At 69.4% G+C, this 20,199-nt stretch carries 25 protein-coding genes; 11 read left to right on the forward strand and 14 right to left on the reverse strand.

Annotation, left to right across the window (positions count from 1 at the left end):
* Position 1: 1 nt before the first annotated feature.
* A complete protein-coding gene (locus KOF26_RS03395; protein WP_253201075.1) occupies positions 2–568 on the reverse strand; it encodes a TlpA family protein disulfide reductase in 567 nt (188 codons plus the stop codon).
* Positions 569–584: 16 nt separating this feature from the next.
* On the opposite strand from KOF26_RS03395, the gene argH reads away from it, so the two are divergent.
* The 10 genes from argH (at position 585) to KOF26_RS03445 (ending at position 11,153) form a co-directional block, all read left to right on the forward strand.
* Positions 585–1,961, forward strand: coding sequence for an argininosuccinate lyase (gene argH / locus KOF26_RS03400; RefSeq protein WP_216321634.1), 1,377 nt, complete (start codon positions 585–587; stop codon positions 1,959–1,961).
* On the forward strand, positions 1,958–2,203 hold the full coding sequence (locus tag KOF26_RS03405) for a hypothetical protein (protein ID WP_216320169.1): 246 nt from the start codon (positions 1,958–1,960) through the stop codon (positions 2,201–2,203). Before argH ends, KOF26_RS03405 begins: the two co-directional genes overlap by 4 nt.
* Positions 2,204–2,213: 10 nt before the next feature.
* A complete protein-coding gene (gene lysA / locus KOF26_RS03410; RefSeq protein ID WP_216320172.1) occupies positions 2,214–3,488 on the forward strand; it encodes a diaminopimelate decarboxylase in 1,275 nt (424 codons plus the stop codon).
* Complete coding sequence (galU, locus tag KOF26_RS03415; RefSeq protein ID WP_216320175.1) at positions 3,485–4,342, forward strand: UTP--glucose-1-phosphate uridylyltransferase GalU; 858 nt, start codon at positions 3,485–3,487, stop codon at positions 4,340–4,342. The genes lysA and galU overlap by 4 nt, the downstream gene beginning before the upstream one ends.
* Before the next feature lie 45 nt (positions 4,343–4,387).
* Positions 4,388–5,164, forward strand: coding sequence for a precorrin-2 dehydrogenase/sirohydrochlorin ferrochelatase family protein (locus KOF26_RS03420; protein WP_216320178.1), 777 nt, complete (start codon positions 4,388–4,390; stop codon positions 5,162–5,164).
* On the forward strand, positions 5,161–6,126 hold the full coding sequence (locus tag KOF26_RS03425; protein ID WP_216320180.1) for a zinc transporter ZntB: 966 nt from the start codon (positions 5,161–5,163) through the stop codon (positions 6,124–6,126). The genes KOF26_RS03420 and KOF26_RS03425 overlap by 4 nt, the downstream gene beginning before the upstream one ends.
* A complete protein-coding gene (locus KOF26_RS03430; RefSeq protein WP_216320182.1) occupies positions 6,123–7,157 on the forward strand; it encodes a type III polyketide synthase in 1,035 nt (344 codons plus the stop codon). The genes KOF26_RS03425 and KOF26_RS03430 overlap by 4 nt, the downstream gene beginning before the upstream one ends.
* Entirely contained in the window at positions 7,154–7,837 is a 684-nt protein-coding gene (locus KOF26_RS03435; RefSeq protein ID WP_216320184.1) for a methyltransferase domain-containing protein, read from the forward strand. The genes KOF26_RS03430 and KOF26_RS03435 overlap by 4 nt, the downstream gene beginning before the upstream one ends.
* A complete protein-coding gene (locus KOF26_RS03440) occupies positions 7,816–8,895 on the forward strand; it encodes an NAD(P)/FAD-dependent oxidoreductase (protein ID WP_216320185.1) in 1,080 nt (359 codons plus the stop codon). Before KOF26_RS03435 ends, KOF26_RS03440 begins: the two co-directional genes overlap by 22 nt.
* Positions 8,896–8,957: 62 nt before the next feature.
* Positions 8,958–11,153 (forward strand): transglycosylase domain-containing protein, encoded by a 2,196-nt coding sequence (locus KOF26_RS03445; RefSeq protein ID WP_216320187.1) that lies wholly within the window; start codon positions 8,958–8,960, stop codon positions 11,151–11,153.
* On the opposite strand, the gene KOF26_RS03450 is transcribed toward KOF26_RS03445, so the two are convergent.
* The 3 genes from KOF26_RS03450 to KOF26_RS03460 are packed head-to-tail and all read right to left on the reverse strand — an operon-like array spanning position 11,129 to position 12,841.
* Positions 11,129–11,824, reverse strand: a complete 696-nt coding sequence (locus KOF26_RS03450) for a M48 family metallopeptidase (protein WP_363181733.1) — start codon at positions 11,822–11,824, stop codon at positions 11,129–11,131. The genes KOF26_RS03445 and KOF26_RS03450 overlap by 25 nt on opposite strands.
* Entirely contained in the window at positions 11,814–12,209 is a 396-nt protein-coding gene (locus tag KOF26_RS03455; protein ID WP_253201130.1) for a YcgN family cysteine cluster protein, read from the reverse strand. Before KOF26_RS03455 ends, KOF26_RS03450 begins: the two co-directional genes overlap by 11 nt.
* A gap of 38 nt (positions 12,210–12,247) precedes the next feature.
* On the reverse strand, positions 12,248–12,841 hold the full coding sequence (locus KOF26_RS03460; protein ID WP_216320191.1) for an SCO family protein: 594 nt from the start codon (positions 12,839–12,841) through the stop codon (positions 12,248–12,250).
* 78 nt (positions 12,842–12,919) lie between these two features.
* On the opposite strand from KOF26_RS03460, the gene KOF26_RS03465 reads away from it, so the two are divergent.
* Positions 12,920–13,555, forward strand: a complete 636-nt coding sequence (locus tag KOF26_RS03465; RefSeq protein WP_216320195.1) for an ankyrin repeat domain-containing protein — start codon at positions 12,920–12,922, stop codon at positions 13,553–13,555.
* On the opposite strand, the gene KOF26_RS03470 is transcribed toward KOF26_RS03465, so the two are convergent.
* From KOF26_RS03470 to KOF26_RS03515, 10 genes are all read right to left on the reverse strand, one after another.
* Positions 13,552–14,004 (reverse strand): MmcB family DNA repair protein, encoded by a 453-nt coding sequence (locus KOF26_RS03470; protein ID WP_216321638.1) that lies wholly within the window; start codon positions 14,002–14,004, stop codon positions 13,552–13,554. The genes KOF26_RS03465 and KOF26_RS03470 overlap by 4 nt on opposite strands.
* Positions 14,005–14,118: 114 nt before the next feature.
* Positions 14,119–14,766 carry a cell wall hydrolase gene (locus KOF26_RS03475; protein ID WP_253201077.1) on the reverse strand — a complete coding sequence of 216 codons (648 nt, stop codon included), beginning with the start codon at positions 14,764–14,766 and terminating at the stop codon, positions 14,119–14,121.
* A 152-nt stretch (positions 14,767–14,918) separates the two neighbouring features.
* Entirely contained in the window at positions 14,919–15,260 is a 342-nt protein-coding gene (locus KOF26_RS03480) for a DUF1491 family protein (protein WP_216320199.1), read from the reverse strand.
* Complete coding sequence (locus KOF26_RS03485) at positions 15,257–15,724, reverse strand: PTS sugar transporter subunit IIA (protein ID WP_216320202.1); 468 nt, start codon at positions 15,722–15,724, stop codon at positions 15,257–15,259. Before KOF26_RS03485 ends, KOF26_RS03480 begins: the two co-directional genes overlap by 4 nt.
* Positions 15,725–15,802: 78 nt before the next feature.
* The gene (gene hpf, locus KOF26_RS03490) at positions 15,803–16,411 is read right to left on the reverse strand and encodes a ribosome hibernation-promoting factor, HPF/YfiA family (protein ID WP_216320222.1); all 609 of its coding nucleotides are present in this window, start codon (positions 16,409–16,411) and stop codon (positions 15,803–15,805) included.
* 42 nt (positions 16,412–16,453) lie between these two features.
* Positions 16,454–17,167, reverse strand: coding sequence for a DNA polymerase III subunit epsilon (gene dnaQ, locus KOF26_RS03495; protein WP_216320225.1), 714 nt, complete (start codon positions 17,165–17,167; stop codon positions 16,454–16,456).
* Positions 17,128–17,769 carry a dephospho-CoA kinase gene (gene coaE / locus KOF26_RS03500; protein WP_216320228.1) on the reverse strand — a complete coding sequence of 214 codons (642 nt, stop codon included), beginning with the start codon at positions 17,767–17,769 and terminating at the stop codon, positions 17,128–17,130. The genes dnaQ and coaE overlap by 40 nt, the downstream gene beginning before the upstream one ends.
* The gene (gene aroE / locus KOF26_RS03505) at positions 17,766–18,620 is read right to left on the reverse strand and encodes a shikimate dehydrogenase (protein ID WP_216320230.1); all 855 of its coding nucleotides are present in this window, start codon (positions 18,618–18,620) and stop codon (positions 17,766–17,768) included. Before aroE ends, coaE begins: the two co-directional genes overlap by 4 nt.
* A complete protein-coding gene (locus KOF26_RS03510) occupies positions 18,617–19,207 on the reverse strand; it encodes a Maf family protein (RefSeq protein ID WP_216320233.1) in 591 nt (196 codons plus the stop codon). Before KOF26_RS03510 ends, aroE begins: the two co-directional genes overlap by 4 nt.
* Positions 19,204–20,031, reverse strand: coding sequence for a pyruvate, water dikinase regulatory protein (locus KOF26_RS03515; protein ID WP_216320237.1), 828 nt, complete (start codon positions 20,029–20,031; stop codon positions 19,204–19,206). Before KOF26_RS03515 ends, KOF26_RS03510 begins: the two co-directional genes overlap by 4 nt.
* Between the last annotated feature and the right edge of the window lie 168 nt (positions 20,032–20,199).

Raw genomic sequence — 20,199 nt, forward strand, 5'->3', positions numbered from 1 at the left:
CTCAGGCCTTGCCGGGGTCCTTCAGCGCATCGTCGATCAGCTTCCTGGCGCGCTCGCTGGTCCAGTCCATGCCGCCGGTGACACGCCACTGTTCCTTGCCCTTGGCATCGTAGAAGATCGTCACCGGCAAGGTGTCGACGTTGAGGCCCATCATCAGCACGTTCTGCTTGTCGAGATAAGGCTTGAGCGCGACGAACCTGCTCTTGGCGAAATAGGGGTCGACGGCGGCCTTGCCGTTGATGTCCTGGCTGACCACGACGAGCTGGAAATCCTTCGCCCGCGCCTGGGCGAGACGGTCCAGCGTCGGCATTTCCCTGACACAGGGTGCGCACCAGGTGGCCCAGAGATTGACCAGCAGCGGCTTGCCGCGGAAGCCGGAAAGCGTCGCCGGCCCGCCGTCGGGCGCGAGGAATGGCACGACCGGCGCATTCTCCCCGCGATGGGAGGTGTCGATCACGCCGGCCGCCTCGGGCTGGGACTGTGGTTGCGGCTCGGGCTGTTTCTGCCTATCGCACGCGCCTAGCATCAGGCCCATTGTCGTCAGGGTGAACAGGATGGTTGCGCGCAATTCCGGCTCCAACAGCATGTGGGGCGGCCGCTTCGCCGAAGGGCCGGCGGCGGTGATGCGCGAGATCAACGCCTCCATCCCGTTCGACAAGCGACTCTGGCGGCAGGACATAGCCGGGTCCAAGGCGCATGTCGCCATGCTCGCCGCGCAAGGCATCGTCACCGCCGCCGATGCCGACGCGATCGGCGCCGGGCTGGATCGCATCGCCGCCGAATATGAGGCGGACGGCGTGCCGGAGGACCTCGCGCTCGAGGATATCCACATGGCCACCGAGGCGCGGCTGAAGGACGTGATCGGCGACGCGGCCGGCCGCCTGCACACCGCGCGCAGCCGCAACGATCAGGTCGCCACCGACTTCCGCCTGTGGGTGCGCGACGCCATCGACGCGGTGGAAGCGGGGCTGGAGGCGTTCCAGAAGGCGCTGGTGGCGCGCGCCGCCGAGCATGCCGACACGGTGATGCCGGGCTTCACGCATCTCCAGTCGGCCCAGCCGGTGACGCTCGGCCATCACCTCATGGCCTATTACGAGATGGCCAGGCGCGATCGCTCGCGCTTCGCCGATGCCCGCGTGCGCATGAACGAATGCCCGCTCGGCTCCGCGGCGTTGGCCGGCACCGGCTTTCCGATCGACCGGCAGGCGACGGCCGCTGCATTGGGCTTCGACAGGCCGACCGCCAATTCGCTCGACGCCGTGTCGGATCGCGACTTCGCCATCGATTATCTGATGGCCGCCGCGCAGGCCGCGCTGCATCTCTCCCGCCTCGCCGAGGAGATCGTGCTGTGGGCGTCGCAACCATTCGGCTTCGTGGCGCTGCCGGATGCCTATTCGACCGGCTCGTCGATCATGCCGCAGAAGCGCAACCCCGACGCCGCCGAGCTGGTGCGCGGCCATGCCGGCCGCATCCAGGGCTGCCTCGTCGCCTTGATGACGACGATGAAGGGCCTGCCGCTCGCCTATTCCAAGGACATGCAGGACGATAAGCCGCCGGTGTTCGAGGCGCACGACCTGCTCGCCCTCAGCCTCGCGGCGATGACCGGCATGATCGAGACGATCAGCTTCCGCCAGGAGCGGATGCGCGCCGCCGCCGAGGCCGGCTTCGCCACCGCCACCGACCTTGCCGACTGGCTGGTCCGCGTTGCCGATATCCCCTTCCGCGAGGCGCACGAGATCACCGGCAAGGCGGTGCGGCTGGCCGAGAGCGAGCGCTGCGGCCTTGCCCAGCTGCCGCTGGAAGCACTGCAGGCGATCGACGGGCGGATCGACGAGCGCGTCTATCAGGTGCTGCCGGTCGAGGCATCGGTGGCGGCACGGGCGAGCTTCGGCGGTACCGCGCCGGAGCAGGTGCGCGCCCGCATCGCGGAGGCCCGCACGACGCTGGGTCTGGGCGAATGAGGGCGCAAGCGCTCGTCATCGTCGTCGTCGCCGCGCTGGGGCTGGTCGGCTGCGGCAAGCAGGAGACGCTGGCGCCGGTCGCCGGCAAGGCGATGCCGCAGAAACCGGCCACGGCGCCGGCCCAGCCGACCGTCGCCGAATTGCTGACCCCGACCACCCAGGCGCGGCCCGAACGATCGGACGAGCTGCTGCGCCAATCCGAACGCCGGCGCGACGATCGTTTCGAGCTGCCGCACCTCTAAAGGCCATTTCATGGACCATTTTCTCTACCGCGACGGCGTGATGCACGCCGAAGACGTGGCGCTGACCGAGATCGCCGAAACCGTCGGCACGCCCGTCTATGTCTATTCCACCGCCACGATCGAGCGGCATTTCCGCGTGTTCCGCGAGGCGCTGGCGGCGCTCGACGATCCGCTGATCGCCTATGCGGTGAAGGCCAATCCCAACGCCGCGGTGCTGGCGACGCTGGCCCGCGCCGGGGCGGGCGCCGATGTCGTCTCCGGCGGCGAGCTGAAGCGCGCGCTCGCCGCGGGCATCGCGCCGGGGAAGATCGTGTTCTCCGGCGTCGGCAAGACCGCGGACGAGATGGCGCTGGCGCTCAACGCCGGCATCGGCCAGTTCAACCTCGAATCCGAGGAGGAGGCGGAGACGCTGAGCGAGGTCGCCGCCAGCCTCGGGCTGACCGCGCGGGTTGCCTTCCGCATCAATCCGGACGTCGACGCAGGCACCCACGCGAAGATCTCCACCGGCCGATCCGAGAACAAGTTCGGCATCCCGCACGACATAGCGCGCGCCGCCTATGCGAGGGCTGCCGCGCGGCCGGGCATCGTCGTGCAGGGCGTGGCCGTGCACATCGGCAGCCAGCTCACCGATCTCGCGCCGCTCGAGCGCGCCTTCACCCGCATCGGCACGCTGATCGCGGCGCTGCGCGGCGACGGGCATGCGCTGGCCACCGCCGATCTCGGCGGCGGGCTCGGCATCCCCTATGATCCCGCCCGGCCGCTCCCGCCGTCGCCGGCCGATTATGGCGCGATGGTGGCGCGGATCACCGCCGACTGGGGCCTGCGCCTGATTTTCGAGCCCGGAAGGCTGATCGTCGGCAATGCCGGCGTGCTCCTCACCCGCGTCATCCGGGTCAAGCCCGGCAGCGCCAGCCCCTTCGTCATCGTCGATGCGGCGATGAACGACCTGATGCGCCCGGCGCTCTACGACGCCTGGCACGACATCCGCGCGGTCGTCCCGCGCGGGGAACGTTTCGACGCCAATGTCGTTGGCCCGGTCTGTGAGACGGGGGATACGTTTGCCATGGAACGCCCGATGGATCGGGTCGCGGCAAGCGATCTCGTCGCCTTCATGACGGCCGGTGCCTATGGGGCGACAATGGCCAGCACCTACAATTCCCGCGCGCTCACGCCGGAAGTGCTCGTCTCCGGGGGCGACTGGGCGGTCGTCCGCGAAAGGCAGCCGGTCGAGGCGCTGATCGCTGCGGATAATCTGCCGCACTGGCTTGTTGAGGAGTCCGCATGAAAGCTGTTCGCAAGGCCGTCTTCCCGGTCGCCGGCCTCGGCACCCGTTTCCTTCCCGCCACCAAGGCAATGCCGAAGGAGATGCTGACCGTCGTCGACAAGCCGCTGATCCAATATGCGGTGGAAGAGGCGATCGAGGCGGGGATCGAACAGATCATCTTCGTCACCGGGCGCGGCAAGGGCGCGCTCGAGGATCATTTCGATATTTCCTACGAACTCGAGGCGACTATGAAGGCGCGGGGCAAATCCCTCGATGCCATCGCCTCGATCCGCCAGAAGCCGGGGTCACCCGTCTATGTCCGGCAGCAGGAGCCGCTCGGCCTCGGCCATGCCGTGTGGTGCGCGCGCGACATCGTCGGCGACGAGCCGTTCGCGGTATTCCTGCCGGACGAGCTGATGGTCGGCACGCCCGGATTCATGAAGCAGATGGTCGACGCTTATGAGACGGTCGGCGGCAACGTCATCGGCGCGCTGGAAGTGGCGCCGGACCAGACCGATAAATATGGCATCATCTCGCCCGGCGCGGTCAATGGCCGGCTGACCGAGGTGAAGGCGCTGATCGAAAAGCCCAAGCTCGGCACGGCGCCGTCTAACCTGATGATCCCCGGCCGCTACATCCTCCAGCCCGAGGTGATGCGCATCCTCGAAAAGCAGGAGAAGGGCGCCGGCGGCGAGATCCAGCTCACCGACGCCATGGCCCAGCTGATCGGCAACCAGCCGTTCCACGGGTTCACCTTCGACGGCCGGCGCTATGATTGCGGCGACAAGGCGGGCTTCATCCAGGCCAATATCGCCCTGTCCCTGTCCCGCCCCGATCTCGCGCCGCAAATCCGGGCGTTCCTCGCCGAGATCTGACATCAGCGCTTGGAAAGCGGCCCCCGGCACCCCACAAAGCGCGCTGTGGAAAGCCTGGCTGTTTTCCTGAACCTTCGCGGCAGGGCCGTGATCCTCCTCGGCGAAGGCGGGGCGGCGGACGCGAAACGGCGCCTGTTGCTGCGCGCCGGCGCCCGCCTGGTCGGGGAGGAGGACGCGGGCGCCCGCATCGCCGTGGTGGCCATTGCCGACGAGGGCGAAGCAGCGGACGCCGCCGCCCGGCTCCGCGCACGCGGCCTCATCGTCAATGTCGTCGACCGCCCAGCCCTGTGCGATTTCAGTTTCCCGGCGATTGTCGATCGCGCGCCGGTGATGGTGGCGATCGGCACCGGCGGCGCGTCTGCCGGGCTCGCCAAGGCGCTCCGCCAGCGCATCGAGGCGCTGCTGCCGGCCGGGCTGGGCGCCCTCGCCACCGCTCTTCACGCGGCGCGGCCCGCCATCCGCGCGCGCTGGCCGGACGCGGCGGACCGGCGCCGGGCGATCGACGCCGCGCTCGGCGCGGGCGGCACGCTCGATCCGCTCGGCGAGCCGGGCGATGTCGCCGGCTGGATCGCCGGCGCTGCCGATCCCACGCCGGCGGCGCTCATTTCCGTCCGCCTCGTCTCCGCCGACCCGGACGAGCTCACGCTTCGCATCGCGCGGCTGCTGTCGCACGCCGACCGCGTCTATCACCGGCCGAATATTCCGCAGGCGATATTGAACCGTGCCCGGGCCGATGCGGAACTCATCCCCTGTCCCACCCCGCCGGAGACGCCCCCCCCCGGCCTCTCCCTCGATCTTTCTCTGGAGGATGCGCGCGCATGATCGGTTGCGGCTATGTCGTTCATGCCGATGGCACGGTGGCCGAATGCGGCGTCGCCGGCGCGCCTCAGCATTCCAACGACGACAAGGCGCTGGTCTGGGTGCATCTCGACGGCCGCGATCCCGAATCGCGCGCATGGCTGGAGAAGACCGACCTGCCGCGCGCCGCCCTCGAAGCGCTCACCGCCGAGGAAACGCGACCGCGCGCCGACGTCATCCATGCCGGCGCGATCCTCAACCTGCGCGGCCTCGCCACCCAGGGCGTGGTCGCGCCCGACGCCCTCGTCTCGATCCGGCTTTGGGCTGAAAAGGGGCGCGTCATCTCCGTCAGCTTCTTCCCGCTGGCGGCGGTACAGCCGGTGCGCGCGGCGATGGAGGCGGGCCGGATCCGCGATCCCGGCGACCTCATCACCGCCATCGCCGTCACCATCACCGAGGCGCTGGATCCGGACGTCGCCGCCCTCGGCGACACGCTGGACGAGTTCGAATCCGACATGCTGCGCCCACGCCGCGGGCTGGGCGTGCGGGCACGGATCGGAAAGGCCCGCTCGCGCGCTATCCTCTACCGGCGGTTCGTGGCGCCGCAGCGCGCCGCGCTGGAGCGCCTCGCCGGGCTGGAGGTGGACTGGCTTGAGGATGACGACCGTTCCCATGTCCGCGTCGCCGCCGATCGCTTCGCGCGCATGGCGGAAGAGCTGGAAGCGATCCGCGAGCGGGCCGCTCTGATGCACGAGCAGCTCACCGATCTGCGCGCCGAGCTGGTCGAGCAACGGGCGCTGCTGGTGTCGGTGGTCGCGCTGATCTTCCTGCCGCTGACGTTCATCACCGGCCTGCTCGGGATGAATGTGGACGGCATCCCCTATGCCCATCATCCCCACGCCTTCTGGTGGGTCACCGGGTTCTGCGTGGCCGTGGCGGTCGGCGTCACCGGCTATTTCGTGATGCTGCGCTGGTTCCGCGAGTGACGACCCCCTGGATCAACCGCATCGGCACCGCCGTGCCCGGTCACGACATCCACCGCGCCTTCGTGGACTGGGCCGTCGCCCAGCCCGTGGAGGAGCGCGAGCGACGCCTGTTCCTGCGCATGGCCGAGCGATCGGGCATCGTCCACCGCTGGTCGGTGCTTCCCCATGCCCCGGACGGCGGATCTCCGGTGGCGCCGGGCGGCTTCTACGACGGCGGCGCCATGCCCTCGACCGGAGTGCGCATGGCCCGCTATGCCGAGGCCGCGCCCGCCCTCGCCGAACGTGCCGTGCGTGCGCTGGGCGAGACGGGGCCGGTCAGCCACCTCGTCGTAGCGAGCTGCACCGGCTTCGTGGCGCCGGGGGTGGACCAGTTGCTCGCCGCCCGGCTCGGCCTGCCCGGGGATGTCGAGCGCACGCTGATCGGCTTCATGGGCTGTTATGCGGCGGTCGCGGCGCTGCGCACGGCGCATCACATCGTCCGCTCGACGCCGGCCGCGCGGGTGCTGGTGGTGACGGTGGAGCTGTCCACCCTGCACCTTCAGCCGGAGGAAAGGCTGGAGCCGCTGCTCGCCATGCTCCAGTTCGGCGACGGGGCGGCGGCGGCGCTGGTCACGGCGGAGCCCGGCGGGCTGTCCATCGAGCAACCCTTTTCCGAGACGCTGCCCGATTCCGAAGGGCTGATCCGCTGGACGATCGGCGATCACGGCTTTGCCATGCACCTGTCGGGCGCGGTGCCGCAGCGGATCGGCGAGGCGCTGGCGACGCCCGACCTGCGCGCGCGGCTGGCGGGTGAGCGCATCGCGGTCCATGCCGGCGGGCGCTCGATCCTCGACGCCGTCGAACATGCGCTGGCGCTGCCGGGCGACGCGCTCGCCGCCTCGCGGGCGGTGCTGCGCGAGCATGGCAACATGTCCTCCTCGACCTTGATGTTCACCCTTGCGAGGCTGCTCGGACAGGCCGGCGATGGCGTTGCCGTCGCCTTCGGACCGGGCCTCGCCGCGGAAGGCTTCCGCTTCCGGAGCGCGGCATGAGCCTCGCCGCACGCAGCCTTGCCGAGGAGCAGATGGACGCGCCGGATCTCGATCCGGCCGTCTATGCAGCGGTGCTCGGCGACCTCGCCCGCGTCAACCGGCTGACGATGAGCGCCCGCCCGACCCTCGCCTTCCTCACGCGCGCCACGCGCGGGCGCGATCGCATCCGCCTGCTCGATGTGGGCTTTGGCGACGGCGACATGCTGCGTGTCATCGCCCGCTGGGCGGCGCGGCGGGGGATTGCCGCCGAGCTGGTCGGCGTCGACCTCAACCCGCGCAGCGCCGCCGTGGCGCGCGCCGCGACCCCCGCCGGCATGGCGATCGACTATCGCACCGGCGACTATGCCGATCTCGGCGATTTCGACCTGATCATCTCCAGCTTCGTGGCCCATCATATGAGCCACGCCCAGCTCGTCGCGTTCCTCCGCCACATGGAGCGGCACGCGACCCTCGGCTGGTTCGTCAACGACCTGCACCGCCACGGCTTCGCCCATTTCGGCTATCCGCTGCTCGCCCGGCTGATGGGCTGGCACCGCATCGTCCGCGAGGACGGCACCCTTTCCATCGCCCGCAGCTATCGACCCGCGGAATGGCCGCCGATCCTCGCCGAAGCCGGGATTGCGGGCGCACGGGTGTTTCGCGCCTTCCCCTTCCGGCTGTGCGTCGAGAGACGGCGCTGATCGTCGGCGGCGGGCCGGCCGGCGCCGCCGCCGCGATCCGGCTGGCCCGCGCCGGTCATCGCCCGTTGCTGATCGAGCGGGAGCGCACCACCGCCGACGCGCTGTGCGGCGGCTTCCTTTCCTGGCGGACCCTGGAGGCACTCGGCGCGCTCGGCGTCGATCCCTTTGCGCTGGGGGCTCGGGCGGTGACGCAGGTGCGGTTGTTCGCCGGCGCGCGGACGGTGGCGGCGGCGCTACCCGGCAGGGCGGCGGGGCTGTCGCGCCGCGCGCTGGATGGCGCCCTCCTCGCCCGTGTCGATGCCGTCGAGCGCGGCGTCGCGGCGCGGGAGGCGGAGCCCGGGCGCGTCCGGCTCGACGACGGCGGCGAGGTGACGTGCGATGCGCTGTTCCTCGCCACGGGCAAGCATGAGCTGCGCGGCCTTGCCCGGCCGCGGGCCGGGGGCGACCCGGTGCTCGGCCTGCGCCTCCGCCTCGCCGCCGCGCCGGGGCTCGCGCGGCTGCTGGCGGAGACGATCGAGCTCCATTTGTTCGATCGCGGCTATGCCGGGCTCGTCCTGCAGGAGGATGGCAGCGCCAATCTCTGCCTCGCCGTCCATCGCAGCCGGCTGGACGCGGCCGGCGGGCGGCCGGAGGCGCTGATCGATGCCCTCGGCCGGGAATCGCCCCGGCTGGGCGAGCGGCTGGGCGCCGGCGCGTCGGGGCCGGTGCAGGCCGTCGCCAATATTCCTTATGGGTGGCGCGCCGAGGCCGCTCCGCCGGGCCTGTACCGGCTCGGCGATCAGGCTGCCGTCATCCCTTCGCTCGCCGGCGAAGGCATCGGCATCGCGCTCGCCAGCGCCGCCCATGCCGTGGCCGCCTGTGTACGGCGGGCGCCTTTCCAGCCGCCCTTCGCGCGGGCGGCGGCACGGCCGCTGCGCATCGCCGGGATGATCCGCGACATCGCCGAGCGGCCGGGGCTGGCCGGCCCGGCGCTGGCACTGCTTGGCGCGGCGCCATGGCTGCTCGGCCCGGCGATGCGCCTGACCCGGATTGGCGGCGATTTCGACCGGAAGGGGTAAGCACGGGACAGCCTTTGCTTGTGGCGGGCCGGCGGAGCGGGTAATCGGCGACTATTCCGCCCATGGCTTCTCCCCGCGCCCGCTCTGCCCCGCCGCCCCCGCAGCCGCCACGCCGCAAGCGATCGGGCGTGATCGGACGTGTCGTGAAGATCCTCATCGGGCTGGCCGTGCTCGGCCTGATCGGCATCGCCGTCGCGGTGGGCCTGGCGATGACTTCGCTACCCGATTATGCCGGCCTCAAATCATCGCCCAACGGCCAGATGATCCGCGTTCGCGCGGCCGACGGCACGGTGCTCGTCACCCTCGGCCCCTCCTACGGCGAATGGCTTCCGCTGGAGACGATCCCGAAGGTGATGCAGGAGGCGATCGTCTCGGTCGAGGATCGCCGGTTCTACATGCATCCCGGCGTTGATCCGATCGGCATGGGCCGCGGCGTGTGGCGCGCGTTCCAGCGTCGCGGGCAGGGCCGGCGTATCGAGGGCGCCTCGACGATCACCCAGCAGATCACCCGCAACATCTTCCTCAACCAGAGCTATAATCTCGGCCGCAAGGCGCGCGAGATCATCCTGGCGCTGGCGATGGAGCGAAAATTCTCCAAGGCAGAGATCCTCGAACTCTATCTGAACAAGGTCTATTTCGGCGGCGGCGCCTATGGCATCGACGCGGCCAGCCGCAAATTCTTCGGCCATGGCGCGAGCAGCCTTTCGCTGGGCGAGGCGGCGATCATCGCCGGGCTCGTCAAGGCGCCGTCAAATTATGCGCCGACCGCCGATCAGGCCGCCGCCGTCGGACGCGCCAACGTCGTGCTCCACACCATGGTCGAGACCGGGGCCGTAACCCAGGCCGAGGCCGACGCCGCCGACCCCGCAGCCGTGCGGTTCGCGCCGGAAGCCCGGCAGAACAGCGTGCGCTACTTCACCGACTGGGCGCTGCCACAGCTCGACACGCTGATCGACGAGAAGACCCAGCCGATCGACGTATGGACGACGCTCGACATCGCCATGCAACGTTCCGCCGATCGCGCCATCCGCGCCGACGCGCCGGCGGGTGCGCAGGGCGCCCTGGTGTCGATGGAGACGGACGGGGCAGTGCGCGCCATGGTCGGCGGCCGGGACTATGTCTCGTCAATCTACAACCGGGCGACGCAGGCGGTGCGCCAGCCGGGCTCGGCCTTCAAGCTGTTCGTCTATCTCGCCGCGCTCGAGGCAGGGCATACCCCGGACGAGCCGGTGGTCGACGAGCCGGTGACGATCGACGGCTGGAGCCCGCGCAATTCGAACCGCAACTTCGCCGGCCAGATCGACATCCGCACCGCCTTCGCCTTCTCGATCAACACCGTGGCGGCGAAGCTCGGCGAGATCGTCGGCTTCCAGACCGTCGCCGACATGGCCAAGCGCTTCGGCATCACCAGCCCGATCAACACCCACCCGTCGATGGTGCTCGGCACCTCCGAAGTGCGGCTGATCGAGATGACCCGCGCTTTCGCCGAGGTCGCGGCGAACGGCGTCGCGGTGACGCCCTACGGCATCACCAGGGTGACCGTGGTCAATGGCGGCACGCTCTACGAGCACGAGCTGCCGGAGCCGCGCGTGCTGGTCGCGCCATGGGTGGCAGCGCAGGCGACGGACTTGCTGCAGACCGCGGTCAACACCGGCACCGCGCGCGCCGCCCAGATCGGCCGGCCGGTGGCTGGCAAGACCGGCACCACCTCGTCCAACAAGGACGGCTGGTTCCTCGGCTTCTCCTCCGGGCTGACCACCGGCGTGTGGATGGGGCGTGACGACGCCAGGCCCATGCCCGGCCTGTCCGGCGGCCGCGCGCCCGCCCAAGCCTTCGCCGATTTCATGAAAGAGGCGGTCGCCAAGCGGCCGGTGCAGAAATTCGCCACCGAGGTGAAGCTGCCCGAATGGCAGCTCGAACCGGACGAGGAAGCCTATTTCGGCGCCCCCGACGAAAATGGCGTGATGGTCGACGAGAATGGCCAGCCCCTGCCCCGCGAGGGCGATCAGCCGGACGAGCCGCCGCTGATCAATCCCGGCGAGCCGCCGGCCCCGGGCGGACCGCCGCTGGTCCAGCCGGCGCCTGCGCAGGGAGAGGAGGCGCCGCCGCGGCTCGATCAGCAATGGCTGGACGGCGTTCTGGGCCGGCAGCAACCGCAGCCCCAGCCGCGCCGCAACCCGGCGTCGCTGCCGGGCGGCGCCCCGCCGCCGGCGCCGCGCTCCGCGGTCAGCGTTCAGCCGGCGCGGCCGACCCAGTAAAGCGCCGCGCCGTTGCGTTTGAGCCAGGCGCGTTCGGCGCCCGGCTCACGACCGAACAGGCGGGCGAGCTCGGCGTGAAAGGCCGGGCCATGATGCATGTGGAGCCGATGCGCGACCTCGTGCGCAGCGGTGGCACGACGCACTTCGGCAGGCGCCAGGATCAGCCGCCAGCTGTAGCGCAAGTCACCGGAGGCGGCGCAGCTCCCCCAGCGGGTCCGCGGATCGCCGACAGCGATGCGGCCGAGCGACACTCCCGCCCGCTCCGCATAGAAATGGCTGTCCTCGCTGAGGCGTGCCAGTGCCTCGGCGCGCAGCCAGCGCAATAGCCGGGCGGCGATCAGCTCCGCCGGCCCGCCGACGATCAGCCGGTCGTCCTCGCGGCGTATGCTGCGGGGATGGGCGGCGTCCCAGGCGATCGCCACCTCCCGTCCTTCCAGCGGGAGCGTCGCGCCGGGCAGGAAGGGGCGCGGCGCGGGCAGCCGGGCGAGGCTCGATTCGATCCAGTCACGGTGCGTCTCGGCCCAGGCGGTGGCCGCGCTGAGCGAGGCGCGGCGCGGCAGCGTCAGCCGCACCGCCCCGTCACGCGGATCGACGGCAAGGCGCATGCGGCGTGCAGTGGCGCTGCGGTGAACAGTCAGCGGCCGGACGCGGCCGCCGCCTTCAAAGCTCACGCTCGACGACATGATCCTCGAGGTCGCCGGCTTCGTCTTCGGATACCGTCCAGCCGCGCGTCGACACGCCGGCGCGATGCACCGATTCCGGATCGCCGGAGATGAGCGGGTGCCAATCGTAGAGCGGCCGCCCCTCGGCGAGCAGGCGATAGGCGCAGGTCGAGGGCAGCCAGTCTAGCGTCTTGAGCTTGGCCGGGGTCAGTCTTACGCATTCCGGCACATAGGCGTGGCGATGGCGATAATCCTTGCAGCGGCCCATGCGCCGATCGAGCAGGCGGCAGGCGACGTTGGTCGGAAACACCTCCCCCGTCACCTCGTCCTCCAGCTTGTGCAGGCAGCATTTGCCGCAACCGTCGCAGAGCGATTCCCACTCCGCGCGGCTCATCTTGTCGAGCGGCTTTTCTTCCCAGAAGGGGCGGGCGGTCACTTCACCCAATGGGCAAGCTCCTTTGCCACGGTATCGGCGCTCTCATCGGTCTTGAGCAGCACGATCGGCTTGCCGTCACCGTCGAAGAGCATGGTCGCGCGCAGGTGATCCATCAGATAGTCGCTCGATCCGGGCTCCTGCCGCTTGGCGTAATAGACGCCATATGCCTTGGCCATGGCGGCGATCTGCTGCTCCGTGCCGGTGAGCCCGATCAGCGGGGCGCCGAACGCCGTCACATATTGCTTCAGCACCGGCGGCGTGTCGCGCGCCGGATCGACCGATATGAAGATCGGCTGCAGCTTCGCCGCCTCGGCGGGGTGATCCCGGGCGAACTGGCGATAGCCCTGCATCAGGCGTTGCAGATCGACGGGGCAGACGTCCGGGCAATAGCTGTAGCCGAAATAGATCGCCCGCCACTTGCCGGTGAAATCCTTGTCGGTGACGGTGCGCCCGTCCTGGTCGACCAGCGTGAACGGGCCACCGATGCGCGCGCCGGCGAGCGGCGCTTCCTCGCTGCCGCCGGCGCCCTGCGGCGAGCACGCGCAGAGCGCGCCGAGGCCGGCGAGAAGCGGGATGATGTACTTGTTCATTTGACCGCCAGCCTTGCTTTGCTACGGGACGTCCCCAAGTGCGGACGCAGCCCGCAATTGGCAAGGGAAATGGGTTAAATGGCTTTGACATGGCGGCGCTTGCGCGAGCTGTGGATCGCGCTCGCGGCATTCGCGCTGACCAGCGCCGCGCTGGTGATGTTCGCCTCGGCCGCGCATGCCCAATATTCGGACGGCTACACCTTTCTGAAAGGCGTGAAGGACCGCGACGGCAGCAAGGTGCAGCCGCTGCTCGACAAACCCGGCACGACCATCGTCAACGCGCGCGATTCGGACAGCGGCGACACCGCGCTGCACATCGTCGTGCGCGGACGCGACATGGTGTGGACCAACTATATCCTCGCCAAGGGTGCCGACACCAATGCCCGCAACACCGCCGGCGAGACACCGCTGATCGTCGCCGTGCATCTCGGCTGGGTGGAAGGCGCGCAGGCCCTGATCGCGCGCCGCGCCAGCGTCAATATCGGCAATTCGCGCGGCGAGACGCCCCTGATCCTGGCCGTGCAGGCGCGCGATACGGAAATGGTGCGCCTGTTGCTGGCCAATGGCGCCGATGCCAAACAGGGCGACCGCGCCACCGGCATGACCGCGCGTGACTATGCCGCGCGCGATCCCCGCGCCGCGCCCATCCTCAAGATGATCGACGACAACAAGCCCGCGGCGCCCAAGCCCGCGGTGGCCGGGCCGGTCTTCTAGTCGAGCCCTTCCAGCCCCGGATCGAGGCCGCCCAGCAGGCGCCGGGCAGCGCGACGGGCGAAGCGCAGCGTCTCCGCCTTGCGCCGCGCCCCCGGCATCGGGCGATGCTCAGGATCGCGCAGCACCGCGGCGTCGTAGCGGTCGGCGACGATGAGGCCGCAGCAGCCCGGCCGAAACCATTCTTCCTCGAACGGCGACAGATCGAAGCCACCCGGCACCGCCCAGTAGAAGCGGTCGCAATAATCCAGATAATCCGGCCATTTCAGGTCGCCGCGCAGATCCGCGCGCGACACCTTGATCTCGACGATGGTGATGCGGCCAGCGCCGTCCAACGCCATGATGTCGGCGCGCCGGCCATTGCCGAGCGGCACCTCGCATAGCGCGATCAGATCCTGACGGAAAAACAGCCGGGCGACGCCGCGCGCGACATCCCGCGCGGCCAGCGGCATGTCCGCCAGACACCCCTGTTCAAGCGAATCTTCCACGCCCTGAAACTAGAACAGGACAGGAACATGGGCAAGCACCCATGATCCTGTCCTGCGATCGACCGGCCGAGCGGGGGCTCAGCGATAGAAGATGTGGTTGCCGACCTGGGCGACGCGGGTCGCGCTGCCCATGTTCATCGAGATGCGACGGGCGTGGAAGAACAGCGCGTTGGGAGCGATGTCCTCCCACAGCTCGCCCTGGGCGATGCGGGCGATCGCCACCGCCTGACGCCAGGACTTGCTGGTCGTCACCGGCGCGGGGATCTTGCCGCCGCGGCGCACGAAGGAGAATTGGCCCTTCTGGCGGACGACACCACAGATCGAGGTGGGGAAGCGGCCCGAATGGGCGCGGTTGAGGACAGTCTCGGCGACCGCGAGCTGGCCGCCCAGCGGCTCGCCCTTGGCCTCGAAGTAAACCGACGCGGCGAGGCACTTCTGCTCGGCGTCGACAGTGTCGGCAGTCTCCTGCGCATCGACCAGCGCTTCCAGCGTGGCGGGCGCCTGCTGGATGCCATCGGCGGAGTCGTTGGCGAAATTCTCGCGATCGGCGAGGGCGGCGGCGTCCAGCGCCAGCGTGGGCGCGGTGACGGCGGCGAGGCGAAGGCTGGCCACGTCATTGGAGGCGGCGCCGGTATCAGCGGCGGGAGCGGAGGTCGAAATGGCAAGCGTGCCGAGCAAGCCAAACGATGCCACCACCGAAAGCACGGTGCGAAGGAATTTCTGCAATGATCTGATCTTGACTGCGGTTGGCGCATCAGCCGGCGAGGAAAAACACCCCATCTCGCCGGGACTTGCCCCCCGTCTACGTGGCGTTCCGCCGAGGCGGACCGCCCTACGTGTGGACGTTGCGGCTCTGTTGCCGTGGCCACACGCGCGCGTCAATTGCTCGCGATCGTTTCAGCGATGAATCGTTGGCTATCCGCGATATCCAGTTCCACGGCCCAAAGATCCGGGTCAGCGTGGCGGCGGCGGGTTAAATAATCGTTAAGATCGGCTTTTCCTTCAAGTACTTGGGGGGCAGCATCACGCCACAGCTCAGCACCGTCGAGATCATGGCCTCGCTCGATTATGCGCGTGATTTCACCGCGTTGCGCGACGATCAGCAGGACGGCGCCGGCCTGGTCGTCACCGCGCGCGAGCACCGCCGCGCTGCCGCCCTCGGCCTGCGCACGGCGCATCAGCGCGGTGACGATCAGCCTGGCGGGCAGCCGCGCGCTCATGCCGCGTGACGGGATTCCCCGCTGACGAACAGCGCGTAAAGCGCATCGTGAGAGCCAGCCCCGCGCAGCTTGGCGACGAAGGCGCGGTCACGCAGTCGCCGGCTAACCCGCGCCAGCGCCTTGAGGTGATCGACGCCGCCGCCCGGCGGGGACAGCAGCAAAAAGACAAGGTCAACCGGCAGATCGTCGATCGCCCGGAAGTCGATCGGCGCGCCGAGCCGCACGAATATGCCGGTGACGCGCGACAGCCCGTCGATCTTGCCATGGGGAATGGCGATGCCGCCGCCGAATCCGGTCGATCCGAGCCGTTCGCGCTCGTTGATTCGCTCGGCGATATGGTCCGCATCGCAGCCGGTCAGCTCCGCCGCGCGGCCCGCCAGATACTGGAAGAGCGCCTTCTTGTTCTGGACGACGAGACCCATGGCGGTGCCGTCCGGCGAAAGCATGTCGCTGAAATCGTCCATGAAAATACGAGCAATCCCTTGGCCGCCAGTGGGCCCATAACCCACTGACGGCGTAAATTCCGTGTCGGAGATCGGGCCTCAGGCGGATTGCACCGCTTCGCCGCTGCGTCGCGGCTCCACCCAGCCGATCGTCCCGTCGCCGCGCCTGTAGACCATGTTGAACGCTCCCGTCCCACTATTCCGGAACAGCAGCGCGTTGGTGTTCCTGAGGTCCAGCATCATCACCGCGTCGGAAACGCTGCTGTCCGGGATATCGACACGAGTCTCGGCGATGATCAACGGATTGTCGGCGGCATCCTCTTCGTCCCTGTTCTCCTGGAAGACCGTATAACCGGCATCCGCTTCAAAGCCGTTAAGGACGTCGGCGGCGGCGACAGGCGCATTGCGAGCCTTCAGCCGGCGCATGTAGCGGCGCAGCTGCGTCTCGATCTTGGCCGCGGCCTGGTCGAAGGCGGGGTTGGCCTCCTGGCCGACGGCGTGGGCGGATGCCTTGAGGATCACGCCCTGCATGACATGGGCGACGATGTCGCACACGAAGCCGGCGTCGTGCGGCCCGCGGCCGAAGGTGACGGTCGCCGACAGCGCGCGCTGGCAATATTTGTCGGCGATGCCTTCGAGACGCTCGCGCACATGGGTTCGCAGAGCCTCGCCCGTATCGACCTGATGACCGGATACGCGGATTTCCATCACCTATTCTCCTTCACTTGGCCCGGGCGCGAGGCAGCCATCTCATGCGGCCGTCCCCGCCCAGAGCGGGTTCGTCAGCGTCGCGACAAAGGCCGCATGACGCTCCAGCTCGGCCTCGCTGGGGCCGTGCGGGCGCGGCGGGCGCGGCATCGTCGCGACGATGATCTCACTGTTAATATTCGCGGGCACAAGCTCCGGTTCCCCCGCCGCGACGATAGGTTCGGCGGCGAGCATCAGGCCGATCTGGCGGCCGCCGGTCAGCTCGACATAAAGCTGGGCGAGGAGCTGGGCGTCGATCAGCGCGCCATGCTTGATACGCTGGCTGCGATCGATGCCGTAGCGGGTGCAGAGCGCGTCCAGCGAATGCTTGGCCCCGGGATGCTTGGCCCGCGCCAGCGCCAGCGTGTCGATCATCCGCGTGCGGCAGATCGGATCGCGCGCGCAGGCCTTCAGCTCCCAGTCGAGAAAGGCCATGTCGAAGCCGGCATTGTGCGCGACGAGCGGGGCATCGCCGAGAAACTCGATCAGCTCGGACACCATTTCATGGAAGCGCGGCTTGTCGGACAGGAATATGGCCGAAAGACCATGCACCTCGAACGCCTCGGTCGGCATGTCGCGATCGGGATTGAACCAGGCATGGAAGGTGCGGCCGGTCTCGACCCGGTTGAACAGCTCGACACAACCGATCTCGACCAGACGGTGGCCATCGGCGGGACTCAGTCCGGTCGTTTCGGTGTCGAAGACAATCTCGCGCATCCCCGGCAATATCGGACTCCATGCGCCGCCATGCAAGCGACGAGGGCACGGACCTGCGTCGCGGTCTCCAGCCGGGAGAGGCCGGTATCGATCACGAAATCCGCACGGGCGCGCTTGGCGCGGTCGGGCATCTGGTGGCGCAGGGTCGCGGCGAAGCGGGCGCTATTCATGCCCGGCCGTGCCAGCACCCGGGCGCGCTGCCGCCACGCCGGCGCCGAGACGACGACCACCGCGTCGACGAGCCGGTCCAGCCGGCGCTCGAGCAGCAACGGCACGTCGAGCACGACCAGGCGGCGGGCGCGGTAACGACGCAGAAAGGCGCGGCGCTCGGCGGCGACGGCGGGGTGGACGATCGCCTCCAGCGCGCGCAGCTCGGCCCGGTCGGCCAGCGCGCGCGCGCCGAGCGCGGCGCGATCGACGCCGGCCGGGCCGGTCGTGCCCGGGAAACGCGCCTCGATCGCCGGGAGCAGTCGCCCGCCCGGCCCCTGAAGCGCGTGCACGGCGGCATCGGCATCCCAGACCGGCACGCCCGCACGCCGGAACATCGCCGCCACCGTCGACTTGCCCATGCCGATCGAGCCGGTAAGGCCGAGAACGATCATCGCGTCAGAATGAGGCGCAGCGCATCGTCGGCTCCGGCATCGGCGGGGGCCTCGGTGCCGAAGAAATGGCGGAAGGCGAGGCGCGCCTGACCGATCAGCATGGCGAGGCCGTCGACCACCGGATGCCCCGCCGCCCGCGCTTCGGCGAGAAGCGGCGTTTCCAGCGGCGCATAAACGGCGTCATAGACGATCGCTCCCGGCGGCAGATGGGAGAGGTGGACGGGCAAGGGCGGCTTGCCGGTCATGCCGAGCGAGGTGGCGTTGACGACGAGATCGAGCCGGTCGCCGCTCTCGCCCCAGTCGAACTCGAGCGCTTCCGCAAAATGATCGAGAGGCGCGACGTGGGTCTCGGTATCGAGCTCGGCGGCGAGAGCGGACGCCGCCGCGGTATCGCGTCCGATGAGGATGATCGCGAATCCTTGCCCGGCAAGGCCGTGGGCGATGGCCCTGGCCGCGCCGCCGGTGCCGAAGATCCGCGCCGTGCGCAGCAGATGGCGCTCGGCAAGCGGGCCGGCCAGGGGCTCCAGGAATCCGGCGGCGTCGGTGTTGTAGCCGACCAGCGCGCCATCCTCCGGCACGATGGTGTTGACTGCGCCGATCCTGGCGGCGAGCGGGTCGAGCCGGTCGAGCAGCGCTATCACCGCCTGCTTGTGCGGCAGGGTGACGTTGCATCCGCGCCAATCGGGATCGGCGCGGCGCCGTGCGAGGAAATCCGGCAGGTCGGCGGCAAGGACGTGAGTCTTGCTGTAGCTGCCGGCAAGGCCCAGTCGATCCAGCCAGAATCCGTGGATCAGCGGCGACTTGGAATGGGCGATCGGATCGCCGATCACCTCGGCATAGGGGATGGTCATGCCGGCATTTCCTTGAGGGCGCGAAGCTGCTCCAGCAACGGCAGCAAGGGCAGGCCGAGAATGGTGAAATGGCTGCCGTCGATGCGGGCGAAGAGCTGCGCGCCCCGCCCCTCCAGCCGATAGCCGCCGACGCAGCCGCCCACCGCCGGCCATTCCGCATCGAGATAGGCGTCGAGGAACGCGTCCGAGAAATCGCGCATCGCCAGCCGTGCACCATCGACCTGTCGCCAGACCGGCCGGCCGCCCCGGCACAGCACGGCCGCGCTCCACAGCTTGTGGGTGGTGCCACGCAGGCCGGCGAGCTGGTCACGCAGGCTCGCGCGATCGGGTGCCTTGTCGAGCTGGCGCCCGTCCGCCGTCTCCACCGTCGAATCGCATCCGAGCACCAGGGCCTGCGGATGGCGCGTCGAAAGCTTGGTCGCCTTCAGCTCGGCGAGGGCATCGGCGAGGTCGCGCGCGGTGAGATGGCCGAGCGCGGCCTTGGCCGATTCCTCGTCAACCTGCGGAGACATCGCCTCATGCGGCACGCCGGCGTCCGCCAGCATCCGCCGGCGGGTCGGAGAGGTGGAAGCCAGGATCAGGCTCATTGGCCGTTGCCCTCGGCGGTGCGCGCCGAGACGAGGTTGATGATCGCGGCCGCCGTCTCCTCGATCGAGCGCCGGGTGACGTCGATCACCGGCCAGCCATTGTCGGCGAACATGCGCCGCGCGAAGGCGAGCTCGGCAGCGACCCGCTCCTGATCGACATAAGAGGTCTCCGGCGCCTGGTTTAGCGACAACAGCCGGTTGCGCCGCACCTGGACCAGCCGGTCGGCGGACGTGGTAAGGCCGACGACCAGGGGCTTTTCGAGGTGGAAAAGCTGCGCCGGCGGCGGGCTTTCAATGACCAGCGGGATGTTCGCCACCCGATAGCCGCGATTGGCGAGATAGATGGAGGTCGGCGTCTTCGACGAGCGCGACACGCCGGCGAGCACCACGTCCGCCTCCTCCCAATCCTCGGACAGCACGCCGTCGTCATGGGCAATGGTGTACTGGATCGCCTCGACGCGATCGAAATAGGCGGCATCCAGCGCGTGCTGGCGGCCCGGCCGGGTGACCGTCTTCTGGCCGCCGAGCATGTCCGACAAGGCATCGATCACCGGATCGAGCGCCGCGACGCAAGGCAGGCCGAGCGCCGCACAGCGCGCCTCCAGGCGATGCCGCACGTCCGAGTTGACCAGGGTGTAGATGACCAGCCCGGGACGCGAGGCGATTTCCGTCAGCACCCGGTCGAGATGGCCCGACGAGCGGACCATCGGCCAGAAATGCTTGATCGGCTCGACATCCTCGAACTGGGCGAGGCCGGCCTTGGCGATCACCTCCAGCGTCTCGCCAGTGGAATCGGAGAGGAGATGCAGATGCAGCCGGCTCATCGGACAACCCTGTGGAAAACCATGGGGAGCAGCTAGCGGACGGATATGGGGAGGAGCAAGCCGCAGCGACCGATCCCCGCCAACCGGAGTCGTTTCCAGCGCTTGTCCACAAGGGGATGATCGTTTCCACAGCCTGTGGATGACGGGGATGACGCCGCCGACTCCGTG

This window comes from Sphingomonas quercus (assembly GCF_018863195.1).
GTDB lineage: Bacteria > Pseudomonadota > Alphaproteobacteria > Sphingomonadales > Sphingomonadaceae > Solisphingomonas > Solisphingomonas quercus.